The sequence below is a fragment of the Nocardia crassostreae genome (assembly GCF_001613405.1).
Classification (GTDB): domain Bacteria; phylum Actinomycetota; class Actinomycetes; order Mycobacteriales; family Mycobacteriaceae; genus Nocardia; species Nocardia crassostreae.
In genome coordinates, this window is the sequence record NZ_BDCH01000040.1 from 47,713 (window position 1) to 65,312 (window position 17,600).

General features: G+C 67.9%; 13 protein-coding genes. 3 read left to right on the forward strand and 10 right to left on the reverse strand.

Annotated features, from left to right (window positions below; all coding sequences use genetic code 11):
* Positions 1 to 70: 70 nt before the first annotated feature.
* Positions 71 to 3,424, reverse strand: a complete 3,354-nt coding sequence (locus NC4_RS35000; RefSeq protein ID WP_067547613.1) for a DUF4132 domain-containing protein — start codon at positions 3,422 to 3,424, stop codon at positions 71 to 73.
* 93 nt (positions 3,425 to 3,517) lie between these two features.
* Entirely contained in the window at positions 3,518 to 3,946 is a 429-nt protein-coding gene (locus tag NC4_RS35005; protein ID WP_067547616.1) for a MarR family winged helix-turn-helix transcriptional regulator, read from the reverse strand.
* Positions 3,947 to 3,997: 51 nt separating this feature from the next.
* Between NC4_RS35005 and NC4_RS35010 the strand changes: the two genes are divergently transcribed.
* Entirely contained in the window at positions 3,998 to 4,597 is a 600-nt protein-coding gene (locus tag NC4_RS35010) for a TIGR03086 family metal-binding protein (protein WP_067547619.1), read from the forward strand.
* A gap of 16 nt (positions 4,598 to 4,613) precedes the next feature.
* Here NC4_RS35010 and NC4_RS35015 read toward each other — a convergent pair whose 3' ends face one another.
* On the reverse strand, positions 4,614 to 6,602 hold the full coding sequence (locus NC4_RS35015) for a DUF4132 domain-containing protein (protein WP_067547621.1): 1,989 nt from the start codon (positions 6,600 to 6,602) through the stop codon (positions 4,614 to 4,616).
* Between the two features lie 27 nt (positions 6,603 to 6,629).
* A complete protein-coding gene (locus NC4_RS35020) occupies positions 6,630 to 7,910 on the reverse strand; it encodes a hypothetical protein (protein WP_067547622.1) in 1,281 nt (426 codons plus the stop codon).
* A 204-nt stretch (positions 7,911 to 8,114) separates the two neighbouring features.
* On the opposite strand from NC4_RS35020, the gene NC4_RS35025 reads away from it, so the two are divergent.
* Positions 8,115 to 8,534 carry a nuclear transport factor 2 family protein gene (locus tag NC4_RS35025; RefSeq protein ID WP_067547625.1) on the forward strand — a complete coding sequence of 140 codons (420 nt, stop codon included), beginning with the start codon at positions 8,115 to 8,117 and terminating at the stop codon, positions 8,532 to 8,534.
* 33 nt (positions 8,535 to 8,567) lie between these two features.
* Here the strand turns inward: NC4_RS35025 and NC4_RS35030 are convergent, their stop codons facing one another.
* Both NC4_RS35030 and NC4_RS35035 read right to left on the reverse strand, forming a co-directional pair.
* On the reverse strand, positions 8,568 to 9,551 hold the full coding sequence (locus tag NC4_RS35030) for an aldo/keto reductase (protein ID WP_067547627.1): 984 nt from the start codon (positions 9,549 to 9,551) through the stop codon (positions 8,568 to 8,570).
* A 150-nt stretch (positions 9,552 to 9,701) separates the two neighbouring features.
* Entirely contained in the window at positions 9,702 to 11,258 is a 1,557-nt protein-coding gene (locus tag NC4_RS35035) for a serine hydrolase domain-containing protein (protein ID WP_084530068.1), read from the reverse strand.
* Between NC4_RS35035 and NC4_RS35040 the strand changes: the two genes are divergently transcribed.
* Positions 11,238 to 11,882: a TetR/AcrR family transcriptional regulator gene (locus NC4_RS35040; RefSeq protein WP_067547640.1), complete on the forward strand. Its 645-nt coding sequence runs from the start codon at positions 11,238 to 11,240 to the stop codon at positions 11,880 to 11,882. The two genes, NC4_RS35035 and NC4_RS35040, sit on opposite strands and share 21 nt — an antisense overlap.
* On the opposite strand, the gene NC4_RS35045 is transcribed toward NC4_RS35040, so the two are convergent.
* The 4 genes from NC4_RS35045 to NC4_RS35060 form a co-directional block, all read right to left on the reverse strand.
* A complete protein-coding gene (locus tag NC4_RS35045) occupies positions 11,879 to 12,439 on the reverse strand; it encodes a YdeI/OmpD-associated family protein (RefSeq protein ID WP_067547642.1) in 561 nt (186 codons plus the stop codon). The genes NC4_RS35040 and NC4_RS35045 overlap by 4 nt on opposite strands.
* A 112-nt stretch (positions 12,440 to 12,551) precedes the next feature.
* The gene (gene speD, locus NC4_RS35050; protein ID WP_067547644.1) at positions 12,552 to 13,769 is read right to left on the reverse strand and encodes an adenosylmethionine decarboxylase; all 1,218 of its coding nucleotides are present in this window, start codon (positions 13,767 to 13,769) and stop codon (positions 12,552 to 12,554) included.
* 8 nt (positions 13,770 to 13,777) lie between these two features.
* The gene (locus NC4_RS35055) at positions 13,778 to 14,878 is read right to left on the reverse strand and encodes a type III PLP-dependent enzyme (protein WP_067547862.1); all 1,101 of its coding nucleotides are present in this window, start codon (positions 14,876 to 14,878) and stop codon (positions 13,778 to 13,780) included.
* Between the two features lie 185 nt (positions 14,879 to 15,063).
* Positions 15,064 to 17,574 (reverse strand): DEAD/DEAH box helicase, encoded by a 2,511-nt coding sequence (locus NC4_RS35060; RefSeq protein ID WP_067547645.1) that lies wholly within the window; start codon positions 17,572 to 17,574, stop codon positions 15,064 to 15,066.
* Positions 17,575 to 17,600: the final 26 nt, after the last annotated feature.

The following is a 17,600-nucleotide window of genomic DNA, read 5'->3' on the forward strand; positions in this document are numbered from 1 at the left end:
CCACACGGTGCGTTTCGATCACGTTGTCACTTCCGGGTAGTCGATGCGGTTCGGGGGATTGGCCCGCGGCTCAGGCGGTGAGGGTGGTGAGTTCGCGGAGCAGCTCCGACGCGACGATGGGGCTCAGGTCGGCGAAGGCGGGGGCCGTATCCGTACGGGGCCATGAGCTTTCGTGCCCGGACTCGCTGAGGTGGACCTGAATCCTCTGCTCGTCCCATTCCATGGCGTAACCGGCGATGAGGCCGGGCTCCAGCTCGATCACGATCGAATGCCCATTGCCCAGCGTGCGGAACATCTCGCCGGAGACGCCGCCGTCCAGGACTTCGCCGCGCTCCCAGCCGAATCGCGTCAGGCCGAGGACTTTGCCGGTGGGGACGGTGCGATCACTGAATCGCGCCAGCGTCGAGGACCGGAGTTCGGTCTCGGTGAGCGTGTGGATTTCCCGTTGCAGCTGCGGGAACGGTTGCAGGATCTCGTAATAGGCGAATATCTCGCCCCAGGCGCCGAGACTGCCGGTGAGATGCAGCGGATGGGCGATACCGACCATGGCGTCGTCGGCGACGGTGACCGGATCATCGGCCGCGTCGGCGTAGCTGCGATCCTCGGCGAGCCGGAATGATCCGGTGGGGGAGCCGTTTTCGTCGAAGGTGGCCCACACCAGGTGGCGGGCCAGATGCCACAGCAGCTGATGCTCGACGAACAACTGCCGATACGCCGCACCCGGCCAGTGACGGCCACGCACCATTGCTTGCTCGAGACGGCGAAGTTGGTCGGCGGCAGCGGATTTCACATCCTTCTTCAAGACGGTGAACGACTTGTACGCGGCCGCCGCCGACTCCGGATCGTCCTTCGCGCCAGGTTTCGGCAGCCATTTGCGCCGCGCGGTGGCCGTCCAATCCCCGTCGCGTCGCTCGGCGTCGAAGACCACCGGTTTGAGCTCTTCGTCGAATCCGATGACGAAACCCCTTGGCCCGTAGTCGAGTACGAGATCGACCCGCTCGTCCAGCCCGAAGTCGGGGACCAGCCGATCGGCGAGCTCGTCGTGGGTCAGCCCGAGTCCGTCGGCGACCTCGCCGATCTTTTCCTGCGCCTTGGTCTTGAGCCCCTTGAACTTCACCTTCTCGGCAATGCCGTGCAACTGCATGAGCGCGGTATCGCTGCCGATGGCCGCCAGTACATCCAGCCCGGTCACCGCCCGGGAGTGACCGGATTCGCCCGGCCAGGAACGGATCAGCGGCGCCAGCTGCCGCGCGGTCAGGTCATTGCCGGTCAGGCCCAGCGCGTGCAGCACCCAGCCGTCCTTGGCCGGATAGTCGGCCAGTTTCCACTCCTCGAAAATGCCCCAGGTGAATTCGGCCAGCGAGTCCGGATCGGCGGCCTCGATGATCTCGGCCGCACCGGCGTAATCGCCGTTCGGGCCGCACATGGCCAGCATCACGCACACGTCACCGGCCGCCGTCAGCGGCAGGGCGGCGTCGCCGTCACGCAGCAGGAGCGGGGGAAGCAGGTCCAGGACAAGCCAATTCGGCAGCTCCGGGATGCGGGCGGGCAGCTGGAACAGTGGATCGGCCGCCAGTATCCCGGCCACGGCGTCGGCCACCGGCTGCGACAGCGCGGCCGCCGCCGTCTCGATGGCGGCGCGATGTCCGCGCTCGGCCAGCACCCGTAGCGCCGACTCGGCCAGCCTGCGCTCGGTCCCCGGTTTGGCCAGCGCCGCCGCGATGACATCGGGCAGCGCGGTGCCGAGATGACGATCGAACCAGGCCAGCGCCGTCGGCCGGACCTTGCGGCCGTCGAGCCAGCGCGTCATCAACCGCGTCACCTCGGTGCCGGTGACGGGCAGCAGCAGATCCGCCAGCGTCGCCGGGTTCGCCTGCGCACCGGCGAGCACGAAATCCGCGCCTTCCTCCTCGAAACGCGCCAGCACCCGCCGCAGATACCCGCCCGCACCCCACAGCCGCCCGGGGCGGACCGTCGCCAGATGGGGCCGCACCAGCTCCTCGGGGCCGAGCGCGAAGATCGAGGGGGAGTTGTAGTCCCGCTGCGGGGCGGCGAGCATTTCGGCGATGAGCCGCGGCCACCGCGCAGTGGCGCTGGGCCACTGATAGACGTGCGTCTCGGCCCATTCCGCGCGTTCCCCGTCGGCCCAGGCCACGCGTGTCGGCCGGGCGGCGGCCACATCGGCCAGCACCACCGGCTTCGCCCGTCTGCGCGCCTGCTGCCAGGGCCGGATGCGCAGGACCTCGGGCAGTTCCTCCGGCGCGGCGACCCGGGGCGTCGCGGCCGCCAGTTCGGGATGCAGCGCCGTCAGCTCCGGATGTGACCGGATCACCGATCGCACCATATGGCGTGCCGTCGCCGACCGTTCCGCGGCCGGGCGCAACAATCTCATCGCCCGCAGTGGGAATCGATGCGCCGCCGCGGCAAGCGCCTTGGGAAAGTACCGCCTATCCACGCGGGCCAGTAGCGCGGAGAAGGCCGCGTCCGAGGGCAGCAACGACAGCATGTCCGCCAGCTCGGCCGTCGCGGCGCCGTCGACCTCGCGCCGGTCCAGCACCTGCGCGAGCACTCCGGCACCCTCGGGCCCGAACCGGGCGAGTGCGGTGTAGAGCATGGTGCGGCCATGGCCGTAGCTGAGCTGTGGACCCGTCAATGCTCGTGCCGCCGCCTCCATTTCGGTCGCCGAACCGGCCGCGGCCAGCAGCAGCACGACAGGGGTGTGATAGTTGGCTGTCGGGGTCACATCCCGCAGATCCGCGGCGACCCAATCCCGTTCCGTCGGGGCCAGATACGAGGCCGCGATCCGAATCCCCAACCCGCCCGACGTGATCCGCACCTGCCCCAGGCGCTCGACCACGTCCCGGTAGGCATCCTCGGCGAGTGCCGCGATCCAGGGCCGCAGCGCCAGCACGTACCGCATCCCCAATGCGTGCTCGAAATCATCGGGTGTGCATCGGACGAGGAACCACTCGTGGATGCGTCCGGCCTGTGTGTATCGATGCTCGACACGCGATCCGGATAGCTGCACCGCGGCCTCGGCCGCGAATCCGGCGCCGTGTTCACGCATCCACGCTTCGGCCGCGATGAGCGGGTTTTCGCTGCTGTGTCTGTCGCCCATATTGACTGCCGCAGCCAGTACCGCGGCGCCCAATGGTGAACATCCCGCCGGATCGGTCAGCGCAGTTCGGCCCGCGTCGGCCAGGTCGGTGCCTCCGGTGGCCGCCGTGCGCTCGAGGACGTCGAGCACCGCGTCGCGCTGCGCATCGACCGCCGTCGCCCAGGCATCGGCCGCGGTGGTGTACGTGGTGGTCGGCTGCGGCCCGACGCCCCGGGTCGGTACTCCTGGCTGCCACCAGTCCTCGGGAGCAACCCACAGATCTTCGGCGGCGATGGCGGTGGCGGTGGCGGCAGTGGAGTCGAGCATGATCCCCCGAATCGTGGAGCGGTGAACGGCAGCGACTCTAGCGAGCGTGACCGACACCGGCACGACACGCGCTCCGGCCCAACTTCATCCGGCTCATCCGCCGAGGAGACCCGCCAGGGTTTGCAATGACCGCACGAACGCCTTCCGGTCCGCCGCGGGCAGCTGCGACAGCAGTTCCTCTTCCTTGCGCTGGATCTCGGCCTGGGCCCGGTCGCGCAGTTCGCGTCCCGACGCGGTGAGCGAGACGAGATTGACCCGCCGGTCCGCGGGATCGGCCTCGCGCGTGATCAGCCCGCGCTGTTGCAGATCGTCGAGCACCCCGATGATGCGCGTCTTGTCCGCACCGATCGCCTTGGCCAGCGCGGCCTGCGTGTAAACGGGCTCGCCGCCCAGCCCGAGCAGTACGGCATACGCCCACATGGTGAGCCCGTGGCGTTCCAGGACAGGCAGTTCCGTCGCCATCAGCGCCCGGCCCAGCGGTGCGATCATCGCGGCGAGGTCGGGACGGGGGGCTTCGGGCATGGATAGAAAATACCGCTTGAGCAATGATACGCTTGAGCATACGATAGGCTCATGCCTACCAATAGTGACGAACTGATCCCTCTGAATGCGCGGGCGGTACGGGTCAGCATCGATCTTGTCGAACAGCTCACCACCGTTGACCTGCGCAAGCCCACCCCGTGCGCCGACTGGACGCTGCACGGCCTGCTGACGCACATGATCGCCCAGCATCGCGGGTTCGCGGCCTCGGCTCGTGGTGGGAACGACCTCGTGGACTGGAAGACCCGCCCGCTCGGCGACGATCCGGCGCGCGAGTATCGGGAGGCCGCCGAGGATGTCCTCACGGCCTTCGCTGAGCCCGGCGTGCTCGAGCGTGAGGTCGCGCTACCGGAGTTCAGCACGACGCACCGGTTTCCCGCGGCGCGGGCCGTGGGTTTCCACCTGGTGGACTATGTCGTCCACTCCTGGGATGTGGCACAGGCTCTGGGCATCCCGGTGCACTTCGACGCCGAGGTGCTCGCGGCGGCCCACGAGGTGGCCGCCGCGGTTCCCGGCGGCGAGATCCGGGTCGCCCCCGGCGCGGCCTTCGCCCCGGAGGTCTCCTGGTCCGGTGCGGACGCGCTGGACCGGATCGTCGCCATGCTCGGCCGGTCGCCGGAGTGGCCGAAGTGATCTCCGGCGGTCCGGCCTAGGAGAGCTGAGCCAACTCGCGCAGCACCTCGGACATCGTGATCGGGTCCAGATCGGCGAAGACGGGGGCGGTGTGGTCGTTGCGCACCCAGTAATCCTCATGGCCGGTTACCGCCAGGCGGACGCCGATCTGCTGATCCTCGAATTCGGTGGGCCTCCCGGCATAGAGGCCGGGCTCCAGGTCGATGGCGATCGAACGGCCGCCGCCCAGGACGCGGAAAATCTCGGAGGAGACGCCCCCGTCCCCGGGGCGGCTGCGATCCCAGCCGAATCGGGTGAGGCCCAGGATCTTTCCGGCGGTCACGGTGCGGTCCCGGAACTCCGGCAGGACGCTGCCGCGGCGTTCTTCGTCGGTGCAGGCGTATATTTCGCGCTGTAGCTGCGAGAAGGGTTGCAGGATCTCGTAATCGGCGAAGACCTCACCCCACGCGGCGCGGGAGTCACCGAGATGCAGGGGATGGGGGATACCCACCACGGCGGCGTCGGGCAGCGTGACGACCTCATCGGCGGCGTCGGCGTAGCTGCCGTCCTCGGCCACCCGGGACGATCCGGTGACCGCGTCGTTCTCGTCGAAGATCGCCCAGACGATCCGGTGCGACAGGTGCCGCAGCAGCGGATGGTCGACGAACAACCGTCGATACTCCTCGGCGGACCAGCGCCGCCCGGTGACCATGGCGCGCTCGAGGCGGCGAAGTTGCTCGGCGGCAGTCGATTTCACCTCCTTCTTCAGGGTGGTGAAGGCCTTGTAGGCCGCCTTGGCCTGTTCGGGATCATCGTTCGCGCCCGGTTTCGGGAGGGATTTGCGGTGGGCGCCGGGCTGCCAACCCTGGTCGCCGCGGATGGCATCGGCAATGGTGGGCGTGAGTCGCTCATCGAAGCCGACGATGAATGCCCTTGGGCCGTAATCGAGTACGAGGGTGCCATCGGCCTCGAGGCCGAACTCGGGGACCAGGCGGTCGCCGAGTTGCTCCGGGGTGAGGTCCAGCTCGGCCGCGATCTCGGTGATCTTCTCCTGCGCCTTGGTCTTCAGGCCCTTGAACTTGGACTTCTCCGCGATGCCGTGCAACTGCATGAGCGCCGCATCGGTGCCGATGGCCGTCAGCGCGTCCAAACCGGCCACCGCGCGGGCGTGCGCGTTCTGGCCCGGCCAGAGCCGGATCAGCGGGCCCAGACGGCACGCGGTCTCGTCGGTGCCGAGCAGACCGAGGGCATGCAGCGCCCAGCCGTCCTTGGACGGATAGTCGGCCATCCGCCACGCTTCGAAGATGCCCCAGGCGAATTCGGCCAGGGCGTCCGGATCGGTGGCAGCGCGTATGTGCGCGATACCGGCATAGTCGCCGTTCGGGCCGCTCATGGCCAGCATGGTGCAGACGTACTCGACGGCCCACTGCGGTATCGGCGCATTATCGATTGGAAGCGGTAGCGCGGGTAGCAATCTCAGGTCCAGCCAGCTCGGGATCGCGGGGATCTTGGTCGGAAGCTGGAGCAGGGGGTCGGTATTCAGCAAATCGGTCACGGCCGAGGCGACACGATCATCGAATTGTGCAGCGGTGCTGTCGATCACCGCGCGATGGCCGCGTTCGGTGAGTGTACGCAGGGCCGATTCGGCTTGTCCGCGTATCTTTCCGGCCTTGCCGAGCGCCGCCGTGATGAGATCCGGCAGGGCCGCCTCGAGATTGCGGTCGAACCAGGCCAGGGCCAGTGGGCGGGTATGTTTGCCGTCCAGCCAGCGCGACATGGCCTCGGTGACCTCGGTTCCCGTGACGGGGGCGAGAATCGGGATCAAGGTCGTCGGATTGGCCTGAACGGCGCGCAGGACATAGGCGATGGCATCCTCGCCGAACCGCGCCAGGATCCGGCGGAACACGTCCTCGCAGTTCCACGGCCGACCGGGCACGATCGTCGCCAGATACGGCCGCACCAACTCCGCCGGGGCGACGGCGAAGGCCTGCGGCGCCATGCTCTCGTGCGGGCGGTAGTTCTGCATCACCTCGGCGAGCGCCCCGGCCGGATCCTACCGCAGGCCGTACCATCCGTGGACTTCGATGCTCTCCCATTCCTCCCGCTCACCGGCCCTCCACGCGAGGCCGGTGGGCCGATGTGCCGCGATGCCGGGGATCACCGTCGGCTTCGCCATCTTCCGCGTACCCTGCCACGGCGGATTCCGCAGTATCGCGGGCAGATTCGTTTGGTCGGCCGTGCGTGCCCGCGGGTCCACGAACCCGGTGTCGGCGGGCAGTTCGGGAATGAGTTCGGGCCGGGCGGACGCCAGCGTCCTGAGCACCAGCTGCGCGCTCGGCGAGTGCTCGGCGACCGGTCGCAGCAACCGCAGCGCCCGCTGCGGAAACCGTTGTGCCGCAGCCGCCAGCGCGGTCGGGATGAACCGCTGTTCGGCACGGTTCACCAGGATGGTGAAGGCCTCGTCGGTGGGGAACCGGGACAGAATATCGGCGACCAGCTGCACCGAGTTGTCTCCCACATTCCGGTCGTACAGCATCCGGTCGAGCGCGGCGGCGCAGGCCGGACCCAGCCGGACGAGCACGGAGTAGAGCAGTCGCCTGTCCACGCTGTGGAGAAGAGTGTTCGCGCCGCAGGCGCGCAGGACTTTCTCCAGGTCGGCCGAGGTGTACACCGAGGCGGCCAGCAGGCTGCACAGGTTGCGGTACCCTCTATCCTGGGCTATCAGACTGTCGAGGTCCGCTGCCACCCACTCGGTTTCGGTCGGCGCCAGAAACGATGTCGCCACTCGCGCCGCGATACCGCCGGGCGTCGTCCGCAGCGGTTCCAAGCGCGCCACCGCGGCCCGGTAATCGTCCTCGGACGCCACCGCGAGATAGTCCCGCATCCGGTGGAGCGCGAGCGGCCCCGCATTGCCGAACTCCACCTGGTGCGGTGCGAACCGCCGCAGCGCGTAGATGTATCGATCCTTCGCGGAGTCGTGTTTTCCCGTACAGGTGAGGGCCGCGCGCCAGGCGGCGGCGTCGGCGGCGAAGACGAGACCGCGCTCCCGCACCCAGTCGTCGGCGGTGTAGTACGCACCGGGCCGGGTGAAGAAACCGGTCGCCAATTCGACCGCGAGCGAGCAGACCGCGGCGCCGAGCGGGGTGGCCGCCGCGGCGTCCCGCAAGGCCTCGGCCCCGGCCTCGACCAGATCCTGCGCACCGCACGCGGCCGTGTAGTCGAAATTGTCGGCGATCCGATCCCGTTGTGCGGCAGACAGTGCGGCCCGCTCGAAGACTTCAGGGCCGGGTTCGATGGGCTGCGCCGGTCCGAGCCCGCGGGAGGGGAACGCCATCGCCCACCAGTCGCCGGGTATATCCCAGCGGTCTTCCCGATCAGGTGCGTTATCGAGAGTTGTTGCCGCGTCGAGCATATTCCCCCGTTTCGTGGTGTCGTGAACGTCAGCGACTGTAGCCGTCGCCCCCGACAGCGCCGTGGGCGAATGCGACGGCCGAACTCCGCCAGCGCAGGTCTCGGCGGCCCGGGAGCATCGGTTGGCATGACAACAAACCCGCTCGAGGTACTGCACGGCTTCTACGCGGCGGAGGCCGCCTATCTGACCGAGGGCGCGGATTTCGCGGATATGGCGCGGTATCTGGCCGAGGATGTCGTGCTCTACCAAGCCGCCGGGTTGCCCTACGGTGGCGAATGGCGCGGGCACGAGGGCATCCGGCGCTTCGTCGAAACCATGCACGAAGCGTGGGACGCGCTGTATTTCGACGAGCAGCGGTTTGTCGGTGACGAGCACGCGGTAGCGGCCTACAGTCGCGTGCGATTCCGGGCCAGGCATTCCGGTCGCATGCTGGAAACCTCACTGCTGCAATGGATCAGCTTCCGCGACGGCTTGGTCACGGAGTTCCGGCCCTACTATCACGACACCCTCGCCGTGGTAGCCGCGCTCGACGGCCCGGCCGCGTAATCGACTGCGCGGCCGGGACGTTCGAGGGGGTGGTCACCGGTTGGCGACGCGGGCGAGGTCCTCGGGGTAGCGGTAACCGGCAATGTCCTCGGCCGGGGCGGCCGCCTCGATGCGGGCGAGATCCTCGGCGGTCAGGGCGATATCGGCGGCGGCCACGTTCTGTTCCAGGTAGGTGCGCCGCTTGGTGCCGGGGATCGGCACGACGTCGTCGCCGCGGGTTTGCACCCAGGCGAGTGCCAATTGTCCTGCGGTGACGTCCTTTTCCGCGGCCAGTTCGCGCAGGGTGGCGACGATGGCCAGATTGCTGTCGATATTGCCGTCGGCGAAGCGGGGGAGGCGGCGGCGCATATCGTCGGCGGGGAGATCGGCGGTGGAGGTGATGGCGCCGGTGAGGAAGCCGCGGCCCAGTGGGGAGAAGGGGACGATGCCGATGCCCAGTTCGCGGCAGGTCGGCACCACCTCGGCCTCGATATCGCGGGTCCACAGCGACCATTCGCTCTGCAGCGCGGTCACCGGATGCACGGCGTGTGCGCGCCGGATGGTGTCCGGGGCGGCCTCGGAGATGCCGAGGTAGCGCACCTTTCCGGCTTGGACCAGCTCCGCGAGCGCGCCCCAGGTCTCCTCGACGGGGACGGTCGGATCCACGCGGTGCTGGTAGTAGAGATCGATGTGATCGACCCCGAGCCGGGCCAGCGACTCGTCACAGCTCTGCTTCACATAGGCCGCATCGCCCCGCGCGCCCATGCTGCCGCCCTCGCCCCAGACAATGCCGAACTTGGTCGCCAGCACCACCCGATCGCGGCGATCGGCAATGGCGCGGCCGATCAGCCGCTCATTGGTCTCCGGCCCGTACACGTTCGAGGTGTCCAGCATCGTGACGCCGAGTTCCAGCGCCCGATGAATGGTGGCGATCGATTCGGCGTCATTGTCCTGCACGCCGTAGGCCCCGCTCATCCCCATACAGCCGAGCCCCTGCGCACCCACGGTCAGTTCGCCGAGCTTCCTGGTCGCGATCATGCGAAATCTCCTCCTTGGTGACGCCGGATCAGGTAGTGAGCAACGCTCACGAGATGACGCTACGACTTGGAGTGCGCTCCAAGTCAAGCTCGCCGCCACCGCCTCGCGACTGGACGCCACCGCGGGGCGGTCTCCACCCGCCCCGGCGCATCACGCGGCATAATCCCTGGTCAGGATGTGCGGCGGAACAGCGCGGACTGTCTGATGCCGATAATGCCGCGCAGCACCGGCAAGGCGGCGGCCATCGCCAGGATGCCGTAGACCAGACCGGCGATATCCGGTGTCCACAGCGTCAACTGGGAGATTCCGACGCCCAGTCTGGGGGGGGAGCGCGACGCCGAACACGTAGAGCAGCAAGGCCGATGGCAGCAGCCACACGGCGAGCTGCGCCGCGAGCCGCCACGGGCGCGAGACATCGGGTCGCGGGCGGGTGAGCAGCCAGATGCTGCGGATGACCAGGCCGATCAACAAGACGGCCAATGCGCCGAGCAGGGTGAGGATCATCGGATAGGTGCGGTCCGCCTCGGATGCGGGTGCGTCGCGGCCGAGCGTCAGTGCGCCGAGCCCGAATCCGATATCGAGCAGCTGCGGCTCCTGGAATGTCCCGTACGCGTTCACCATCAGCACCACCGCCCGGTCCGGCAGCAGGATGACCTGCGCCCAATAGCCCGCGTTCGCGCCGCCGTGCCAGATCATCGGAACATCGGAGCCGGGCAGGGTCCAGCGCCGCCAGCCGAGCCCGTACCGCTTCCCCGAACTGGTCTCGACGTCGCCCTGGAACATGGTGTCGCGCTGGGCATTATCGAGCACCTCGGGCGCGCCGCCGAGTCCGGCCCGGGCGAAGGCGGCGAGATCTGTGACCGTGCCACCGAGATACCCGTAGCCGACGCCCGCCGGATCGAAGGGTGCGTCGAACGCGACCGTCCGGCCGAAGACGTATCGATGACCGCGCGGGCGCGCGGCACGCGCCTGATCCGCGCTCGTGATGGCGGTGCGCATGCCGAGCGGATCGAGCACGCGCTGGTGCAGCACCTCGGTGAACGGCCGCCCGGTGACCGCCTCCACCACCGCGGCCAGTATCAGGTAGTTCGTGCTCGAATAGCGATGCACGACACCGGGTTCGCCCGCCAGCGAAGTCTCCGCGAGTTCGGGCAGCACATCCGCCGGTCGGCGCTCCTCGTCGGTCCGATCGGTGTGCCTGGTGGTCGTGGGCAACCCGCTCGTCTGATTGACCAACTGCCGCACGGTAATTCGCGCCGATCGCTGCTCGTCCCTGGTCCGGAACGACGGGAGATAGGTGATCACCGGCGCGTCGAGCCGCACCTCACCCGCGGCCGCCATCCGCATGATCAGGGTGGCCGTCAGGGGTTTGGCCACCGACCCCCACAGGAACGGCGTCGTCGTGGTGACCGCGCGGCCATTGCCATCCGTGCCGAACGCGCCACTGTGCCGCACCCCGTCCCGGTCCAGGATCGCGTACGCCGCACCCGGAATCCGCAATGCGCTCATTCGATCTCGTAGATATTCGTCCGTGCGCTCGTACGGTCCCGCACCCGTCGCCCCGGAATGGTGTTGTGCCCCTTGGCTCGTCGCGCATCCGCTGAGCACGAGCAGCGTCAGCGTCGCCAACCACCGTAACAATATGGCTATATTGGAACGATAACCATACGGGTATATTGTTGTCACGTGCCCCGAGTAGCCGACCATGACCAGCGCCGCGAGTCGATGGCGCGCGCCTTCCAGCGCCTCCTGGCCGCCGAAGGACTGCCCCGAGTCACCTTCGCCCGGGTAGCGGCCGAAGCGGGCATCTCGGTCGGCCTGATCCAGCACTATTTCGCCAACAAGGATGAGCTGCTGCGCTTTTCCTACGAGGACTGCCTGCGCACCAGCGCCACCCGGGTCCAAGCCCGCATCCGGGCGGGCGAAGCCGCCGCCGAACCCATCTCCGCCATGCTGCTCGCGAGCCTCACCGAACTGCTCCCGCTCGACGCCGAACGCACCCGCGAATTCCGGGTCGAGCGCAACCTGTGGCTGCTCTCCCTGCACAACCCCGACCTCGCCGCCGTCGCCGGACAAGCGACCGACGACCTGCACGCCCGCATCGCCACCGCGATCGAGAACGGCAAGGAATGCGGCGAAGTCCGCCCCGAAACCGACAGCCCCGCCGCGGCATCCATGATTCTCGCCACCGCCCGCGGCTGCGCCGACTCCCTCTCCCTCCAGCCGTCACCGGCCGACCCGGCCACCGTCGAAGCCGTACTGCGCCCGGTGATCTCGACGGTTTTCACAGGCCGCTGCCACCACTACGACCGCCGATCAGCGGGTGCCTAGGCGGACTCCTCGTCGGCGGACAAGGTCGCGAGGGCTCGGCTGAGGCGATTGGCCCGCGTGCCGGGAGTGCGGGCGCGGAGGAGTTCGAGCACGATCGCGTATTGGCGGGTGCGGTCCAGGGCGGCGTAAGCGGCGGCGGCGCGGGGGTTCTGGGCCAGGGCCGCTTCGAGGTCGAGGGGGGTGGTGAAGTCGCGCTGGGAGGGGTAGGCGGCGTCCCAGCGGCCGTCGGCCTTGGCGGCGTCGACCTCGGCGAGGCCGGGTGGGCGCATGCGGCCCTCGGCCAGGAGTTTGGCGACCTTGTCGACATTGACCTGGGACCAGTGGCTGCGGGGGCGGCGGGGGACGTATTTCTGTAGGTAGTACTTGTCGTCGAGGGCCTTGCGCTGGCCGGAGATCCAGCCCCAGCACAGGCTGACGTCGACGGTCTCGTCCTCGGTGATGGAGGGGATGCCGGAGCCCTTCTTAGCGATCTTCATCCAGACGCCGTCGGAGGTGGCGTGGTTGGCGGCCAGCCAGGTGTCGAAGGCGGTGGCGTCTTCGAAAGCGATCGGGTCCATGCATCCAGCATTCCAGAAACCTCCGACAGCTTCGGGATTCGTTGCCGGTGGCCACGGAAAGCGAAGCGCCCCGCACGGATTCGTGCGGGGCGCTCGCGGAACTGCGTCTCGACTAGCCGACGGTCGCGCCGACGCGCAGGGCGTGCGGCTCGATCGCGCCGCGGACCAGTGCCCGCTCGTCGATGGTCTCGGCCTGGTAGGGCAGGGTCGAGAGGGTGGCGGTCATCTTGGCGACCGGATCCTCCAGGGTCTTCGGGGTGCCGAAGATGAAGGTCCACTCGTGCTCGTCGCTGACATACGGGACGACCGTGGGGAACAGATTGTGGAACCGGGTCCACGACCGCTTCAGGGTTTCATTGCGCCACATGGTCTGACACCCGGCCTGCGCGGCGAGCACGCCGCCCTCGGCCAGCAGCGCCATACAGCGGAGCAGGAACTCGTCCTCGTAGAGGCGGTTGTGCTGCGCGTCCTCGACCCGCTCGTCCGGCAGGTCGATGCAGATCATGTCGTAGCGCACGCCGTCGGCCTCGGCCTTGGCCAGGAAGTCCCAGCCGTCGGCGTAGTGCATCTTGATCGGACCGGTCTGCGCGACCGCCTCGGTCAGATCGGCCTGGGTGTAGCCGTAGGGGAGGTGCTCGGCGCACAGCTCCACCTCCAGCTGGTCGATATCGACGTGATCGACGAGCGACGCGCCCGCCGCCACCGACATCTGCGAGGCGACGCCCTCACCGGAACCGATGATGAGCACCTTCTCCAGCTTCTCGGCCAGCGCGTACCCGGGGACCAGCATGGCCTCGTGGTAGGTGAGCTGCGAGAACTCGGTGGACTGGCGATCGTCGTCGGAGAACAGGGACACGCCCTGCTCGGTCCGCGCGATCACCATGTGCTGGAACGGGGTATTGGTGTCGACGATGACGTCGGACATGTTCCACACCCGGGTCAGGCCCTCGCCCACCGGCTCGTGGATCCGGCGGGCGGTATGGCCGCGCTGGATGACCTCGATGTTCACGCTCTTCGGCGAAAGCTCCCGCTGCAGCAGTTCGACGGCCTTGGTGGCGCCGGAACCGATACTGCCGCAAGTGAATACGTCGACGAAGATGTCACCCGATTCCGGGTAGGTGTGAATCGAGGCGTGCGACTCGGACAGGAGAGCCAGGATAGTGGCCCCCTGCGGCTCGAACTTCTTGCGCACGACATCGCAGATGGTCACCCCCGCGGCGACCAACGATTTTCGAAGCGCGGTTTCGAGGCGTTCGATGTCATCGCAGAGACCAGCGTCGACACCACCGAACTCGGCCAGCACGTGCCAGCCGGTGAATTCTGCCGTCATGGCTAAACTCACTCTCGCTCAGCGCCAATGACATGCACAGTCAGAGGCGGAAAACCGTTGAAGGACACCGACGAATAGCTCGCCGTATAGGCGCCGGTTTCGAGGATCCGAACGGGATCACCGGCTCGCAACGTGGTCGGAAGAAGGACCCGCGTGCGTTGATACAGTACATCGTCGCCGTCACAGGTCGGACCGGCGACCACGGCCTCGTCCTTCGGATCGGTGTCCCGATCGGTCTGGATCCGGTACGCGATGTACTCGTTCTCGGTTTCGGCCATACCGTTGTAGCGGCCGATATCGAGGTATACCCAGCGCCTCCCGTCGGGCGCCTGGCGAACATTCACCACCTCGGCGTGAATCTCACCGGTATTGCCCACCAGGGCGCGACCGGGTTCGACGACGAGTTCGGTGTGTTCCGGGAGATGGGTGGCCGCCGCTTCGGCGATCACCGCGCCCAGCTCGCTCAGTCCGGGAGCCGGGGTGGCGTATGAAATCGGAAGTCCCCCACCGATATTCACCGCCGTAACAGGAATGTCCTTGGCCGCCAGCGCTTCCGCGATGGCTCCGGCCTGCTCGATGCCGATCTTCCAGGCGATCGGATCGGTCTGCTGCGAACCCACATGGAAGTAGGGCCCGACCACCCGCAGCCCGAGATCGCGCGCCCGCACCAGCAGGTGCACGGCCTCACCGGGCGCGCAGCCGAACTTGGTGCCGAAGGGTGTCTGCGATTGCGGCGCGGCCGACAGGAACCGGCATTCGATCTCCGACCCCGGCGCGTGCTCGGCAATGCGCTCGAGATCGTCCTCGGTATCGCAGGCGAAGCGCCGCACGCCGAGCGCGTAGGCGCGGGCGATATGGGCGGCTTTCTTGATCGGATTCCCGTAACACATGACCGCCGGATCCACACCCTGCGCGAGGCAGAGATCGATCTCGCCGACGCTGGCGACATCGAACTCCGCGCCCTCGTCGTTCAGCAGCCGGATGATCTCCGGCACGGGACTCGCCTTGACGGCGAACCGAATTCGCGCCGCGGGTAGAGCGGCATGCAGTGCGCGATAGTTCGCGCGGACCTTGTCGAGGTCGATGACCAGACAGGGCGACTCGGGCAGGTTTCGATCGGTCAATCTAAGGGAACTCTTTTCGATCGGCCGCAGCGGGCGGGATTCAGGCAACCTGCGCGACAATACACGCGTTGTGCCACGCAAAACGAACCGATGGCCACGTCGCCTTCGTCACCGTACCGCCCGGACGGTGCAGTAACACCGGCCGCGCGTCTTACCGAACAGTGACGGAATCAGCCAGCGGTAATCGCGACCTCGTCGAAGACCACTTCACCGGCGGCATCGGATTCGGCCAGATCCACCACGGCGTCGATGGACCAACCGTGGTCTCCGGCCGGGTCGTCGAGGACTTGGCGGACGTGCCAGAAGCCCTCGCGCATCTCGACCTGGAACAGCTTCGGGCCGCGCGCGTTCGGGCCGGTGCCGATGGCGGTGTACTCGGCGAAGTAGGGCTCGAGCTCGGTCTCCCAATCGAGGTCGTCGCCGAATTCCTCGAGGGCCTCCCAGCAGTGCAGGGCGGCCAGTTCGACGCGGCGGAACAGGGCATTGCGCACCAGCACCCGGAAGGCGCGTTCATTGGCCGAGATGGGCCGCACGGTCTCCGCGCCGAAGGCGACCTGTTCGGTATCGGTCTCCGCGCCCGGATTGGTGAGCTGCTCCCATTCGTCGAGGAGACTGGAGTCGACCTGGCGGATGAGTTCGCCCAGCCATTCGGTGATGTCGTCGAGCTCCTCGGTGCGCGCCTGCTCGGGCACGGTGCGCCGCAGCGCGCGGTAGGCGTCGGCGAGGTAGCGCAGCACGACGCCTTCGGAGCGGGCCAGTTCGTAGCCGGAGACGAGTTCGGCGAAGGTCATGGACCGCTCCACCATTTCGCGCACCACCGACTTGGGGGAGGGCTCGAACTCCGACACCCACGGATGCCCGGCCTTGTAGGTCTCGTAGGCGGGCAGGATGAGTTCCTCGGCCAGGGGTTTAGGCCAGGTGACCTCTTCGAGGAGTTCCATGCGCTCCTCGTATTCGATGCCGTCGGCCTTCATCTCCGCCACGGCCGCACCGCGCGCCTTGTGCTGCTGGGCCATGAGCAGCTGGCGCGGATCCTCCAGGGTCGCCTCGATGAGGGAGATGACGTCGAGGGTGTAGGTGGCGGAGTCCTTGTCGAGGAGTTCGAGCGCGGCGAGCGCGAACGGCGAGAGCGGCTGATCGAGGGCGAAGTCGCGCTGCAGATCGACCATGAGCCGCGCGTGGCGGCCGAACTCGTCGGGTTCGTCGAGCTGCTGCACCACCCCGGCATCGCGCAACGCCCGGTAGAGGCGGATCGCCTTGAGGATGTGCTTGCGCTGCGCCGCCCGCGTCTCGTGATTGTCCTCCAGCAGATGCCGCATGGCGTAGAAGCAATTGCCTTTGCGCGCAATCACATTCAGCAGCATGGCATTGGTGACGTGGAAGCGCGACACCATCGGCTCGGGGGATGCGGCGACCAGCCGGTCGAAGGTCTCCTCCGACCAGGACACGAAGCCCTCCGGCGGTTTGCGCTTCTGCACCTTCTTGAGCTTCTTGGGATCGTCACCGGCCTTGGCGATGAGCCGGGCGTTCTCCACCTCGTGCTCGGGCGCCTGCACCACGACCGTGCCCATGGTGTCGAATCCGGCGCGACCGGCGCGCCCGGCGATCTGATGGAACTCGCGCGCATTGAGCCGCCGCGTGCGCACCCCGTCGTACTTGGTGAGCCCGGTGAGCATGACGGTGCGAATGGGCACATTGATGCCGACGCCGAGAGTGTCGGTGCCGCACACCACCTTCAGCAGTCCGTCCTGCGCCAGTTTCTCCACGAGTCTCCGGTATTTGGGCAGCATGCCCGCGTGATGCACGCCGATGCCGTGCCGGATGAACCGCGACAGCGTCTTGCCGAAGCCGGTGGCGAAACGGAATTCGCCGAGCGCCTCGGCAATGGCGTCCTTCTCGGCCTTGGAGGAGAAGTTCACGCTCATGAGGGCCTGTGCGCGTTCCATGGCCGCGGCCTGGGTGAAGTGCACGACGTAGACCGGCGCGAGGCTGGTGGTCACCAGATCCTCGAGGGTCTCGGTGATCGGCGTCTTCACATACGAGAAGCTCAGCGGCACCGGACGTTCCGCGCCGGAGACAATGGAGGTATCGCGTCCGGTGCGGCGCTTCAGATCGGCGGCGAAGAAGTCGACCTCGCCGAGGGTGGCCGACATGAGCAGGAATTGAGCCTTCGGCAGTTCGATGAGCGGCACCTGCCACGCCCAGCCGCGATCCGGATCGGCGTAGTAGTGGAACTCGTCCATGATCACCTGGCCGATATCGGCGGCCGCGCCCTCGCGCAGCGCCAGATTGGCCACGATCTCCGCGGTGGCGCAGATGATGGGCGCGTCCGGATTCACCGCCGCGTCGCCGGTCACCATGCCTACCCGGTCCGCGCCGAACACCTCGCACAGCGCGAAGAACTTCTCGCTCACGAGGGCCTTGATCGGTGCGGTGTAGTAGCTGCGCTGACCGCGCTGCAGGGCCGCGTAGTGCGCGCCGAGCGCGACCATGGATTTACCCGAGCCGGTCGGGGTGGCGAGAATGACGTTCGCGCCGGTGAACAGTTCGAGCAGGGCCTCTTCCTGCGCCGGATACAGCGTCAGCCCCTGCTCGAGGGTCCAGTCCGCGAAGGTCTCGTACAGCCAGTCCGGGTCCATATCGGGTACGGCGCGGTCTGGGATCAATTCGGATAGCTGCACGCCACCACGTTACTGCCCGGGTCGGC